The 12675-nt window shown below is 59.0% G+C and carries 11 protein-coding genes and 1 riboswitch; of the genes, 2 read left to right on the plus strand and 9 right to left on the minus strand.

From position 1 onward, the window contains the following. Window position 1 precedes the first annotated feature (1 nt). Together MUU53_RS08200 and MUU53_RS08205 are read left to right on the plus strand one after the other, a co-directional pair. Window positions 2-769 (plus strand): UTRA domain-containing protein, encoded by a 768-nt coding sequence (locus MUU53_RS08200; RefSeq protein ID WP_247260469.1) that lies wholly within the window; start codon window positions 2-4, stop codon window positions 767-769. Window positions 770-789: 20 nt separating this feature from the next. Continuing rightward, complete coding sequence (locus MUU53_RS08205; RefSeq protein WP_247260470.1) at window positions 790-2139, plus strand: LLM class flavin-dependent oxidoreductase; 1350 nt, start codon at window positions 790-792, stop codon at window positions 2137-2139. A gap of 33 nt (window positions 2140-2172) precedes the next feature. Here the strand turns inward: MUU53_RS08205 and MUU53_RS08210 are convergent, their stop codons facing one another. From MUU53_RS08210 to MUU53_RS08250, 9 genes are all read right to left on the minus strand, one after another. Continuing rightward, window positions 2173-4785 carry a DNA translocase FtsK gene (locus tag MUU53_RS08210; RefSeq protein ID WP_247260471.1) on the minus strand — a complete coding sequence of 871 codons (2613 nt, stop codon included), beginning with the start codon at window positions 4783-4785 and terminating at the stop codon, window positions 2173-2175. Window positions 4786-5079: 294 nt separating this feature from the next. Continuing rightward, on the minus strand, window positions 5080-5643 hold the full coding sequence (gene recX, locus MUU53_RS08215; RefSeq protein ID WP_247260472.1) for a recombination regulator RecX: 564 nt from the start codon (window positions 5641-5643) through the stop codon (window positions 5080-5082). A 50-nt stretch (window positions 5644-5693) separates the two neighbouring features. Then, window positions 5694-6686: a TRAP transporter substrate-binding protein gene (locus MUU53_RS08220; protein ID WP_247260473.1), complete on the minus strand. Its 993-nt coding sequence runs from the start codon at window positions 6684-6686 to the stop codon at window positions 5694-5696. Between the two features lie 13 nt (window positions 6687-6699). Further along, window positions 6700-8418, minus strand: coding sequence for a TRAP transporter large permease (locus tag MUU53_RS08225; RefSeq protein WP_247260499.1), 1719 nt, complete (start codon window positions 8416-8418; stop codon window positions 6700-6702). A gap of 56 nt (window positions 8419-8474) precedes the next feature. Next, entirely contained in the window at window positions 8475-9275 is an 801-nt protein-coding gene (gene thiD, locus MUU53_RS08230; RefSeq protein ID WP_247260474.1) for a bifunctional hydroxymethylpyrimidine kinase/phosphomethylpyrimidine kinase, read from the minus strand. Next, window positions 9272-9934, minus strand: coding sequence for a thiamine phosphate synthase (gene thiE, locus MUU53_RS08235; protein WP_247260475.1), 663 nt, complete (start codon window positions 9932-9934; stop codon window positions 9272-9274). Before thiE ends, thiD begins: the two co-directional genes overlap by 4 nt. Further along, window positions 9931-10668: a hydroxyethylthiazole kinase gene (locus MUU53_RS08240; protein ID WP_247260476.1), complete on the minus strand. Its 738-nt coding sequence runs from the start codon at window positions 10666-10668 to the stop codon at window positions 9931-9933. The genes thiE and MUU53_RS08240 overlap by 4 nt, the downstream gene beginning before the upstream one ends. After that, window positions 10665-11606: an ABC transporter substrate-binding protein gene (locus MUU53_RS08245; protein WP_247260477.1), complete on the minus strand. Its 942-nt coding sequence runs from the start codon at window positions 11604-11606 to the stop codon at window positions 10665-10667. The genes MUU53_RS08240 and MUU53_RS08245 overlap by 4 nt, the downstream gene beginning before the upstream one ends. Then, on the minus strand, window positions 11603-12391 hold the full coding sequence (locus tag MUU53_RS08250; RefSeq protein WP_247260478.1) for an ABC transporter permease: 789 nt from the start codon (window positions 12389-12391) through the stop codon (window positions 11603-11605). Before MUU53_RS08250 ends, MUU53_RS08245 begins: the two co-directional genes overlap by 4 nt. Before the next feature lie 120 nt (window positions 12392-12511). Further along, window positions 12512-12615, minus strand: a riboswitch (TPP riboswitch). Window positions 12616-12675: the final 60 nt, after the last annotated feature.

Below are 12675 nucleotides of genomic sequence, written 5' to 3' on the forward strand. Positions count from 1 at the left end.
CATGGATACGACCCCGGATTCTGATCGAGGAGATACAAGCGGCAATCGCGCTTCGCTGCATCAGCGAATCATACGCGACATCGAGCAACGCATTCTCTCCACAGAATGGATGCCCGGAGACCGGATCCCATCCGAACAAGCTCTCACAGAGCAATATGGCTGTTCTCGGATGACCGTGAACAAGGCTTTGACACAACTGGCTCAGTCCGGCCTCATCCTGCGGCGGCGCAAGACCGGAAGCGTCGTCAAGCGACAGGATACCCGCACCGCAATTCTCGCCATTTACGATGTGGCCGATGAGGTAAAGTCGCACGACCTGCCTTACCGTTATACCATCTGCGAACGTCTCCAGCGTCACCCAACGATGCAGGAAACAACCTGTCCCGGCTTTCGGGAAAAAGAGGACCTCCTCGCGCTCACCGTGCTACATTTGGCGGACGATGAGCCTTTCTGTCTTGAAGAAAGGGTCATCAGTCTTTCCGCTGCCCCGGATGCTGCCAACGAAAGTTTTGCAAACCTTGCACCCGGCGCGTGGTTGCTCAATCACGTCGCCTGGACCACCGGCGAACACAGAATTTCTGCCGAAAGCTCCAACGCACGTGTTTCCAAGCTGCTGAAGGTCGCCAAGGGCTCGGCAATCCTTGTGGTTCAACGCCTGACCTGGCGGCAAGGCGAACCGGTCACTCGCGTTCGGCTGAACTATCCGGGCCATCAGCACAGACTGACCGCTGACTTTACACCCATCCAGGGCTTGCGCCCGACCTCCTGATTGAACTTGGAGCACCGACCATGGCACGTCCAGACAAACTGAAACTTGGTACATTTGTCTATACATTCGGGTTCAATCCGGCCGCGTGGCGCCACCCGGCAGCAGATGTGCAGGGCGCGAACCGGATCGACCATCTCCTGAACGTTGCAAGGATCTCGGAAGCGGCAAAATTCGATTTCATGTTCCTGGCTGATTCCCCGGCGGCAGCCATTGGAGATGCAGAAGCGCTTTCCCGTTCTCCGACGAAAATGAACCGCTTCGAACCGCTTTCACTCATATCGGCGCTGTCTGTTCTGACCGAGCGATTGGGTTTCGTCGCGACGGCATCAACGAGTTTCTACGAGCCATTCAATCTGGCCCGGATTTTTGCCTCGATCGACCACCTGAGCGGCGGACGCGCCTGCTGGAATGTGGTGACTTCCGACCACGATGAAACCGGCTACAACTACAACTTTGACGGACTTCCGCCACACAGCTGGCGTTACGAGCGCGGTGAGGAATTCGTCGATGTCATGTTTGGCCTCTGGGACAGCTTCGAGCCGGACGCGCTCGTGCTCGATAAGGCCTCCGGGCTCTATTATGACAAGAACAAGCTGCATGTGCTGAACCACAAGGGCAAGCACTTTCAGGTGCGGGGTCCGCTCAACATCGCAGCATCTCCGCAAGGTCGCCCCGTCATCGCCCAGGCGGGTGGCTCGGAGCCCGGCATGGAACTGGCCGCCAAGACCGCCGAAATCGTTTTCAGTCTTGCCTCCAACTTGCAGCGCAACAAGGCGTTTGCGGAAAACGTCAAGGGGCGCATGGCGAAATACGGTCGTAGCACCAGCGACCTGAAGATGATGCCGGGTGTCGTGATCAATGTCGGCGCAACGAAAGCGGAAGCACAGGCGAAGGTGGATTTTCTGATCGACAATCTGCATCCGGATGTTGGCCGCTGGATGCTGGGCGAGTTCCTGGAAACGGACCTATCCGGCGCGCCGCTCGACAAGCCGTTTCCGATGGAGCGCCTGCCCGCCGAGCCCAAGGGTTCGAAGGCGCTGTTCGAGGAACTGACGGATTACATCCGTCAAGGGCATACGCTCGGTGAACTCATCCGGCATTATGCCGAGAAAAGCACCGGCAACGGGATCACCGGCACGCCCACAGAAATCGCGGATTTCATGGAGGAATGGTTTAAGGCGGGGGCAGCCGATGGCTTCATTCTGATGTGCCCGACGCTACCGGCAAGTCTGACCGATTTCGTAGAATTGGTCCTGCCGGAACTGCGCAGGCGCGGGCTCTTCCGCGAAGAGTATGAAGGAAAGACATTGAGGGACAATCTGGGTCTCTCCATGCCGCAGAACCGCTATACGGCGGCCCGCAACGCCTAAGGATTGGGGTGGCGTGAAGCCACCCCGTTCAATTCAGCCCTCGTCAGAACCGGGTGTGCGCCCGGAGATGATCTCGCGCTTGCCGACATGGTTTGCAGGACCGACCAGACCCTCCTGCTCCATCCGTTCGACCAGTGAGGCCGCACGGTTGTAACCAATGGACAGGCGGCGCTGGATGTAGGAAGTCGAGCACTTGCGATCTTTCATCACGACCTTGATCGCCTTCTCATAAAGATCGTCACCCTCTTCCGCACCCATGTTGGTCCGGTCGAACACGGCGCCTTCTTCCTCGGCCTCCGCATCGATCTCGCTCTCATCTTCGGTGACGGTGCCCAGATAGTCAGGACGTCCCTGCGCCTTCAGATGCGTCACGACATGTTCGACTTCCGCATCGGAAACGAATGGTCCGTGCACGCGCATGATGCGCCCGCCACCGGCCATGTGCAGCATATCGCCCTGCCCCAACAGATGCTCGGCACCCTGTTCGCCCAGAATGGTGCGGCTGTCGATCTTGGACGTAACCTGGAAGGAGATGCGCGTCGGGAAGTTGGCCTTGATCGTACCGGTGATGACATCGACCGATGGCCGCTGTGTCGCCATGATCAGATGGATGCCTGCCGCACGTGCCATCTGCGCCAGACGCTGGATGGCGCCTTCGATCTCCTTGCCCGCCACCATCATCAGGTCAGCCATTTCATCGACGATGACGACGATATACGGCATCGGCGACAGATCGAGTTCCTGATCTTCGTAGACGATCTCGCCAGAATGTCTGTCGAAGCCTGTCTGAACGCTGACGGTGATCGTCTCGCCCTTCTCCCGCGCCTGTGCTGCGCGCTGATTGTAGCCATCGATATTGCGAACACCGAGGCGCGACATCTTGCGATAGCGATCTTCCATTTCGCGGACCGCCCATTTCAGCGCCAGCACGGCCTTCTTGGGATCGGTCACGACCGGGGTCAGCAGGTGCGGAATGCCGTCATAGACGGAAAGCTCCAGCATCTTGGGGTCGATCATGATCATGCGGCACTCTTCCGGACGAAGCCGATAAAGCAGAGACAGGATCATGGTGTTGATGGCAACCGACTTGCCAGAGCCGGTGGTACCAGCGACCAGAAGGTGCGGCATCTTCGCCAGCTCGGCAATGACAGGCTCGCCACCGATCGTCTTGCCCAGGCACAGCGGCAGGCGATGCTTGGTCTCCCAATAGTCCTCACACTCGATGAGTTCGCGGAAAAAGACCATTTCGCGCACGGCGTTCGGCAGTTCGATGCCAATGACGTTACGTCCGGGGACCACGGCAACGCGCGCCGAAAGTGCTGACATCGAACGGGCGATGTCGTCGGCCAGACCGATGACGCGGGACGATTTGACACCCGGCGCCGGTTCGAATTCGTAAAGCGTTACCACCGGACCGGGGCGAACATCGATGATTTCACCCTTGACGCCGAAATCCTCCAGAATGCTTTCCAGAAGGCCCGCGCTCTGCTGAAGCGCATCAGGCTGCAGCGCCTCGGTCTGCTGTCCATAGGGCTGCTGCAGAAGAGAGATCGGCGGGAACTCGTAATTCTCGTCGCTCGGACGCACGGTGCGATGATCGTCGAGGCCCGGAAGCGTGATGGTCGGACGCGATGAGATCGGTACAATGGTTCTGGGCGGCTGAGCCACTTGTGCAACAGGCGGTTCAAATACCACTTCTGGAACAGGCGCGGCAATCTGGGATTCCGCGGCAATTTCCATTGCCTGAGATGTCGCTTCAGCAATCAGCGGAAGATCGTCAAGCGAATGAGCGCCCTGCCAGACCGTGGTCCAGTTGAAGGAAACGGTATTGGAAATCGTCAACTGATTGGCGACAGCGACATAGGGTGCAACCGATTCAGCTGCCGAAACCTGCGGAGCCGGGACCGGCTCGATTGCGGCAACCGTTTTCTGCGGCTCTGCACGCCGAACTTCGCGATAAAGGGAAACGATCGAATTTTGCAATGCCGGGCGTGGCTGACGAATGACTTCGGCCGGACGACGCGGCAGGAATGGTGTTGCGACAGGAGCAGAGGCCACAGCGACGTCGGCAACCGGAAAATCTCCCTCGAAGAACGCAAAATCAGAGAGCCAAGGCAGACTGGTTTCCGGCTTTGCAGTCATCGGCTGCGCCAACTCTGGCTGGACGGAAGCCTCCGGGTTCTGCGGAACTGATGGCTGCACCGCTTCGGCAACAGGTGCCGGGGCCTCGGCTGGTGCTACATCCGCCTTCAGTTCGGCCTCTTCCGGCTGATAGTTCGGGCGCGCGCGCTTCACGATCAGGGCTCTTGGTGATGGCTGCGGCCGGACCTTGGGCTGAACCGGTGGCTGGTTGGCAACAGGCTGCTGCATGGCTTGCGCTGCGCCCTGCAGCGCATTGACCAGGAGTTCCGGTGCAAGGGTTTCCGCAGCCGCTTGGGGCTTGGCCATATCCAGCGGTTCAACCAGACGGCTTTCCGCCGCGGGCTTGCGTTCTTCCGGCGCCAGCGGTGAAAGCTCGTTGCGGGTGCGCTTCGGAATTGCGCTCTCCGGTGTGCGCGTAAAGCGAACATTCGGCGCCAGCTTGAATGCGGCCTGCCACGGCGCCTGATCCAGCGGCACCTCCGGCGGGCGCTGAGCGGTCGTCATCCGGTTATCCCGAACGGGCTGACCCTGCGGATCCGGTTCCGCAGAGGGTTCGTTCTGGAGGGAATTGGGGAAGTTGTTTCGATTGAATTGCATGATACCGACCGCGTACAAAATGGCATCACTATGAGTAAAAAATAAAGGTTAATGGCTCCTTTAGATCGAAGTCGAGGCGAGCTTGCAGGGCGGCAAAATTTGCCTATCAAAATCAAGGCGGCAGAGCATCATGTACCTGAATATAAACGATAATTTTTCGACGCTTTTTCGGTCGGCCGCGTTCACTTTTTCTCTTTGCGTCTACCCGAAGGATTGCTCTGAGAGCAAGTCTTCTGCCTCATCGCGATCCATGGCGAAGACCTTGGCTCCAACCTCGAATGAAAAACCCTGACGGGCAAAGGCCGATAGCTCTTTCGCCTTCTGCTTGTCATCCAGCTCCGCACGTCTGAAGGGTCCAAAGGCACGGCGGCGGGCATAGATGACGGCTGCCACGAGGTCGTTTGCTTCGCTCACCGCCTCGTCGGCAATTTCGCGCGCCACACCCTTCTGTACCAGCGTCTGGCGGATTGCCTTCTTCGATTTTCCGGCGCGTTGAGAGGAGCGCGTCCGGATATCGGCATAGGCGTTGTCATCAAGCGCCTTCACGCTGTAACCAAATGCGACAGCTTCCGCTGCCAGAGCAGTTATTTGCTCCGCAGTAATACCTTCGAATTTGTCGCGCGCCTTGCGTGCAATAGCATCGGCCAACTGTCGCTCGGTCATCATCCGCTTCGAAAGACGGTAGGCCGCAGAATTCTTGGCCCAGGCCAGCATGCGTGGCGTGGGCTTCGTATCCTGCTCTTCACTTTGGCTCGTTTCCATCATCCCGTTCTATCGGATTGGAAGCTGATCTGTGAAGCGACGAACACAGAGTTTCAGGCCGAGGCTATGGCCTCGATCTTTTGCATGCCGCCAACGATGGCACTGAATTCATTCCAGACGGATCTGGCGCCGTTTCTCCAGGCATCTAGGTTTTCCGGCTGGATTACCTTTCCACCCTTTGCAGCAGCCTGTTCCATGGACCGAGCCTCATCCTCGACAATCAGCCGATTGAAGTACTCCGCACCGTCCTGTGCAGCCTTGGTCAGAACCACCTGCTCTTCCGAGGACAGCCCGCCCCAGAAACTCGCCGCAAAATAGACCACGCCCGAAGCGCGGATGTGGGCGGTCTCCGTTAGGTACGGCACGACCTCATAGAGCTTGAACCCGGCATAGGCCGACTTCGTCAGATCCATGGCATCCGCCACGCCGGTCGAAAGTGCATTATAGGTTTCCGTGATCGGAATACCGATGGGAGAAGCGCCATAGGCACTCCAGAGTTTGGTATGGAGCGGGCTTTGAATGACCCGGATCCGCTTGCCGCGCAGGGCATCCGGCGACGTGATCGGCTCCTTCGTGAGCAGATGGCGGGCGCCGTAGTCTATGAACGCAGATGCTATGAAATTCTGTTTCGCGAGCTTCGCTTGCAGCTCCGATCCGGTTGCTCCTGTGACGACGCGGCGAAGATGTGCCGGATCCTTGAACAGGAAGGGTAGATCAAGGATCTGAAGTTCCGGTACCCAACCGGAAAGAGCCGAAACGGTCGAGAGGCTTGCCTGTACGGAACCGAGGCGGCTCGCCTCGGCCACTTCCTTCTCCCCTCCCAGCGCGCCGTTCGGCACGATGTTGAAGCGGAAGCGCCCGGGCAGCTTCGTTTCAACCTGCTGTGCGATAAAGCGCCAGATCTTTGTCTCAGGCTTGTCTTCGCCAAGGAGAGAGGCAACCGTGATCGTCGTCGTTTTGGCAGCTGCCGATCGCGCCAGAAACGGTGCTGCCAACGCAGCGGTCATGGTGCTTTTCACAAAAAGACGACGCGAAATGGAAGACATGTTCTGAGACCTTTCAGAAAATCAACGTGCCGAGGCACAGTAAAAACAGGGATACAAACAGCGCAGCCAGATAAGGCAGGACGGCGCGAAACAGTTGTGACGCGGGAACGGACGTTACGCCCGAGACGACATAGATGAGCATGCCGAGTGGCGGGGTCAGGCCATGGATCATCAGGTTGACGACCAGAATGACACCGAAATGGATCGGATCGAGACCGGCTGCGGCTGCTGCCGGAACAAGGATAGGACCAAGCAGCAGGATCGCTGCACCGATATCAAGCACCAGACCGGCGACCAGCAGAACAAGATTCGCCATCAACAGAACCAGAACCGGTGAACTGCCAAACGAATGAACGATTTCCGTCAGTGAAGCTGCCACGCCATCGACGGCAAGCAGAAACGCAAACGGCGCGGCAGAGCCGATCAGCAGGCCGATGGCTCCTGCTTCCAAAGCCGACTGACGAAAACAGGACCAGATGCTGCTGCCCTCTGCCCGCGCGGCGAACGACAGCAGAAGCGTTAAGCCTGCAGCGAGCGCTGCGGCCTCCGTCGGCGTCACAATGCCAAAGCGGATTCCGGCAACGACGATAATACCCAATCCAAATGCGGGAATTGCACTTCTGGCCGCACTCCACCTCTGCCGACTGCTCGCCTTCTGCATGGATGGACCGGCCTTCACGGACAGGCTTATCGCAATCGCCAGACAGAGCGCCATCAGACCTCCCGCGAAAAATCCTCCGGTCAGCAGCGAACCGACCGAGAGATTTGTCGCAGCGGCCAGCAGCAGGAATGCAATAGAGGGCGGAATAACATTGTCGAGGACGGAAGAGGCAGCGATGATCGCGCCGGCCTGCGCAGGTGGATAGCCATTTCGCACCAGTTGTGGTTGAAACGTGGAAGCGCCAAAGGCGGCGTTAGCGACGGATGAGCCTGACGCACCTGAAAAAATGACACTGGTCAACAGGACAGTCTGCGCCAATCCTCCCTTTCGATGACCGACAAGGGAAGCGGCGAAGGTAACCAGTCGCTCCGCAGTGCCGGAAACCGTGAGCAAGGCACCGGCCAGCAGAAAGAAGGGAATCGACAGGAGCAGGAAGCGCGACATTCCGTTGATAGCGGAAGACACGAGTGCCGGTTCCGGCAATGCACCTCCGAAGAACGGAGCGAAACAGGCGGCTGCGAGGAACGCATGTGCCAGTGGTGCCGAAACCAGGAGCCCGAACCCGGCGATCAGCGCCATGAAAAGGCTGGGCGGCCAATCACTATCAATCGTCGCGATTTTCGATGACCCGTAAAGCAATCCGGCAATCACGAGCGAAACGAACAGGCCTCGTATCTGACCGGTAAGCACGCGATCGCAGCAGAGCATGACGAGCAACAACAGGCCACCCGTGACGAAGAAGGCAAACCGGATCCATTCCGGTAGCCCAAGCGTGGGCGATACCCCACCAATCGCTGAAATGCTGGACAACGCCCCATTGAACAGCCCGAACGCGGCCGTGACCGAGACTGCGTCGGCAGCGATATCGAAGGTAGTTGCGAACGAGGCTGGCAGCCATCGCCTCAAGACATCGAAACGCATGGAAAGAGGGCCGCGATAGGCAAGCGGCATCGCCAAGGCAATCAGCGCAAGATGCAGCCAGATCGCCAATTCTTCCTGCCCGAGAAAGCCGGTTCGGAAAAGGTAACGGGCGGCGACATTTGCCAGCACCAGCACGAGCAGGACTGCCATGAGGCCCGCAAGCGCATTTCCCAGCAACCGCTCCAGCCTATCCCGAAAGCCCGCAATCAAGCTGGCCACCAGCCATGGAAGTGATGCACCGGCCCCCGGCCTGAACCAACGTTCAACGCCACGCCCGCCTTCAATGCAGCGTGAAGATACGATTTCGCGGATTGAGCGGCGTCTTCGAGAGAGGCTCCCTTTGCCAGTTCCGCGGCCAGCGCGGCCGCCAGCGTACAGCCGGTTCCGTGATCATTGGTGGTTTCGATACGCTCTGCTGTCAAAACCACTGTCTGGTCAGCGGTGATCAGGAAATCCGTACTTTCAGCCGAACTGCCATGTCCGCCTTTGATGAGAACGGCCTTTGCGCCAAGGGACAAGATCGCCCTCGCCTGTACCTGCATTTCATCCGCGTTTTCGGCAACCGGCTTGCCTGTCAGCAAGGCTGCTTCGGGCAGATTGGGGGTCACGACTGCAGCGAGCGGTATCAGCCGTGTTCTCAACGTTTCGATCGCGTCTTCCCGCAGCAGTCTATCGCCAGAGGTGGCAACCATGACCGGGTCGACAACGACCGGACCCACAAAGGCGGCGAGTTCGCCGGCGATGGTTGCGATAGTTTCACTGCGCGAAACCATGCCGACCTTTAGTGCATTGACCGCAAGATCTGAAAAGACGGCACGCATTTGTGCTGCGATCGTGGCGGGTGATATGTCTTCAACGGCTGTCACGCTGCGGGTGTTCTGCGCCGTGATCGCTGTCACAACACTTGCGCCATAAACTCCGAGGGCGGAAAAGGTCTTCAGATCAGCCTGAACACCTGCGCCGCCCCCGCTGTCGGATCCGGCTATCGTCAGGGCAATGGCAGTCATCGTGCATTATCCTTCAAACTTGCATCCACAGCCTTGCGGAAGGATGCAGTCGCTTCGGCAATATTCGGCGCCCTGAACAGGGCGGAAATGGCCGCAACACCATTCGCCCCCTGCGCGATGACCGAGCCGATACGCTCCATCGAAATTCCCGCAATCGCTCCGACTGGCAGAGACGGTTTCGACTGACGGATCTGGTCACGCAAGGCGCGCAGACCTTCCAGGCCGACCGGTGGATCGGGGTTGACCTTCGAAAGCGTTTCGAACACGCCGCCGATGCAGGCGTAATTGACAGGCGCACTTCCCGCATAGGCGGCATCGGCAGGCTTCTTGACCGTCACGCCTATGATCGCATCCGGCCCCAGCAAACGACGGGCCGTTTCGGCATCCATGTCCTCTGCGCCCAGATGGACACCATCGACACCAGAGGCGAGCGCAATGTCGACGCGATCGTTGATGACGAGGGGAACTCCAGTCCCGGCAATCGCCTGCCGGATGGCCGAAGCCCGCTCGATCATCAGCCGAGTTGACGCGGATTTGTCGCGATACTGCACAATAGTGGCGCCGCTCTTCGCAGCAATCGCTGCCAGTTCCGGCAGGTGGCCGACATCGCTTAAGGATGCGTCGACAATGGCGTTCAGTCTATAGTCCACCTGTCTCATGCTTCGATCCTTGCCCGCTGATTGAGTTCATTCGCGTCCATAGACGCAAGTGCATCGAGGAAGGCAGGTTCGAATGTTCCGGGTCCCTGTGCATGAGTGGCAGCGATCTCGGCGGCACTGCCGGTGACGGAGAGCGCGCAGGCCGCAGCAGTCAAGGCATCGGGCTCAACTGCCATGAAAGCGGCAATGACGCCACCCGAGAGGCATCCGGTACCGGTAACCTGAGCCATCCAGGGGTGACCGTTGCGGATCGAAACACGCCGCTCGCCATCAGACAGTTCATCAACCGGCCCGGTCTGGATGCGAAGGCTGGCGCGCGTATCGCCTATCACGCTCATCTCTGCCCGATTGCCGCGCACGATAGTGGGATCGAGCGAAATGAGTTCGCGAGCGAACTCCAGCCTGCCCGGTGAATAATCACAATGGACCGGATCCATGATCCACGGCTTGCCGCTGGCATTCGCGACATCGACTGCGATACGAATCACGGCCCGGCGCTCGGCATCCAATGTGCCGAGATTGATGGTCAGCGCATCGGCCTTCGCCACGAAGTCGGCGATTTCATCGCGGGATGAAGTCATTGAAGGTATGCCACCAACGACTGTGATGCCATCTGCCGTAAACTTCTGGACCACGGTATTCATCAGGCAATGGACACGCGGTCTCTGGGCCCGAACACGGGCGAGAAGCAGGCCGGCATCTACAGCAGTCGGCTGCCGCTTGACGTCACTCATTTCAGCTCCACGGCAATATCGTCCACAGCAGGCGCCTTGGGGATCAAGCCACTCTCGGCCATGAAGGTGCCAAAGCGCTGATAGCGGGCACGGTCCAGCGCGGCTGGCCGCTTGGCAAGACGGGGCAGCGTGTCGACGAAAGCCTTCCGGTTCAGCTCATTGTCCAGATCCGGATAGGCTTTGAGGAAGAGGCCAAGAGCCTCATCCGGATGATTGGTCAGATAAACGGCGGCCTTTTCCACGGCCTGGAGAAAGCGCGGGAGACGGGGATCGGCAACAAGCTGTTTGCGGGTCACGAAAACCAGCTCATCGTACACCGGCACGCCGTGCTCCTCGGGAAAGAACGCCTTGCCCTCATGTCCTTCGATCCGCATCTGGGTCAGCTCGAAGTTTCGAAAACCGCCAATCGTGGCGTCCACCTTCCCTGCGATCAGGCTTGGCGAGAGCGAGAAGTTGACATTCACGAGTTCGACGTCCGAGAGTTGAACACCCTCCCCGGCCAGCATGCGCTTCAACATTGCATCCTCGAAACCGGAAACGGAAAAACCGATCTTCTTGCCCTTGAGATCCTTGAGCGACTTGATCGGGCCGTTGGCCAGCACCGTCACCGTGTTCAGCGGCGTTTCGACCAGTGTACCAAAGCGCACCAGAGGCAACCCGGCGGCAGTATCGAGATAGAGGTTGGGTTGATAGTGGATGCCGATATCTGCCTCGCCTGTCGACACCAGACGCGGAACGGCAGAGGGATCCGCCGGCGGAATGAGCTTCACGTCAAGCCCTGCATCCGCAAAATAGCCTTTCTGCTGTGCCACAACCAGCGGCGCATGATCCGGGTTCACGAACCATTCCAACAAAACATTCAGCTTGTCTGCGGCATAGGCAGACGCAGGCACGGCAAGGGCAGCCAGCGCGACAAGCGCTGCAAGAAAGCGTTTCATGAAGAAAGTCCCGGTTTGAATTTGGCAAAAGAAGGAGTTGAGTGATTGAGATCGCGCGCCCAGGGCGCAAGGCCCGCCGTGAAGCGGTCCACCCCGAGACGCAGAGCCAGCGTGTAAAGCGCCAGCACGCCCATGGCAGCAAACATCACATCGGTCTGAAGACGTGCATTGGCCTGCATCATGACAAAGCCAAGCCCGCCCGCGGCGCCGACCCATTCGCCAACAACCGCGCCCAGCGGGGCCAGGGGGGCAGCGATCCGCAGACCGGAAATCAGGGATGGAAGCGCCAGCGGAAGGCGCAGATATCGCAGTGTTTGCCAGTGGCTCGCCTGCGTCAGCGCCGCAGCATCCAGCATGGCGCTATCAGTTCTGCGCAAGCCATCGTAGAACGCAGATGCAACCGGAAAGTAGATGATGATGACGGTCATCGCCACTTTCGAGGCTATCCCGAACCCGAACCAGATGACCAGCCATGGCGCGAGCACAAAGACCGGAAAGGCCTGGAGGACCAGCACAAGCGGCCACACGATCTGTCCTGCTCTCGGGAAGGCTGCCACGGCAAGGGCAGTGCCAGCACCGAGCAGCGCACCCAGAACCAATCCAACGAGAATCTCGCTAGCTGTCAGCAGGCTGTGATGCAGGAGAAAGCCTGTCTGCTTCAGATAGACATCCAGCACGGCCATGGGCGCTGGCAGGAGATAGCGCGGCGGCTCCAGAACAACGATGACGCCCTGCCACACGAGCAGGAGGAGAATGACAGCAAGGAGCGTGCGTTGAACCATCATGCGCGCCACTCACAGCAACGCAAGATCCAGCGGTCAAACATCCCGGCAGGGCAATATGCCACGGCCCGCTCCCCGATCATCACATTCGATCAGGATCAGCGGATGAAGCGAAGCAGCGCTTTGCGAGCGATTTTCCGTTCCTACGCCGGCATGACCCGGATCAGGTTCAAGGGTCCGGCTCACCGCCATCTCAGCACCGTACAGGTACTCCCCTCGGAATTTGCGCTGAATATGGTAAGAATCCTGCCGTTGTCAACGAAAAGTAGGATGGATGGAATTCGCTG

It is taken from the genome of Affinirhizobium lemnae (genome assembly GCF_022968395.1).
Classification (GTDB): Bacteria; Pseudomonadota; Alphaproteobacteria; order Rhizobiales; family Rhizobiaceae; genus Neorhizobium; species Neorhizobium lemnae.

Excerpts from the sequence above, each read along its gene's own strand:
- MUU53_RS08220 (WP_247260473.1), bottom strand. The coding sequence starts at position 6,686 with ATGTCTTCCATTTCGCGTCGTCTTTTTGTGAAAAGCACCATGACCGCT.
- MUU53_RS08225 (WP_247260499.1), bottom strand. The coding sequence starts at position 8,418 with ATGGCAGTCCTGCTCGTGCTGGTGCTGGCAAATGTCGCCGCCCGTTAC.
- MUU53_RS08250 (WP_247260478.1), bottom strand. The coding sequence starts at position 12,391 with ATGATGGTTCAACGCACGCTCCTTGCTGTCATTCTCCTCCTGCTCGTG.
- MUU53_RS08210 (WP_247260471.1), bottom strand. The coding sequence starts at position 4,785 with ATGACGACCGCTCAGCGCCCGCCGGAGGTGCCGCTGGATCAGGCGCCG.
- recX (WP_247260472.1), bottom strand. The coding sequence starts at position 5,643 with ATGATGGAAACGAGCCAAAGTGAAGAGCAGGATACGAAGCCCACGCCA.
- MUU53_RS08240 (WP_247260476.1), bottom strand. The coding sequence starts at position 10,668 with ATGAGTGACGTCAAGCGGCAGCCGACTGCTGTAGATGCCGGCCTGCTT.
- MUU53_RS08205 (WP_247260470.1), top strand. The coding sequence starts at position 790 with ATGGCACGTCCAGACAAACTGAAACTTGGTACATTTGTCTATACATTC.
- MUU53_RS08200 (WP_247260469.1), top strand. The coding sequence starts at position 2 with ATGGATACGACCCCGGATTCTGATCGAGGAGATACAAGCGGCAATCGC.
- MUU53_RS08245 (WP_247260477.1), bottom strand. The coding sequence starts at position 11,606 with ATGAAACGCTTTCTTGCAGCGCTTGTCGCGCTGGCTGCCCTTGCCGTG.
- thiD (WP_247260474.1), bottom strand. The coding sequence starts at position 9,275 with ATGACTGCCATTGCCCTGACGATAGCCGGATCCGACAGCGGGGGCGGC.
- thiE (WP_247260475.1), bottom strand. The coding sequence starts at position 9,934 with ATGAGACAGGTGGACTATAGACTGAACGCCATTGTCGACGCATCCTTA.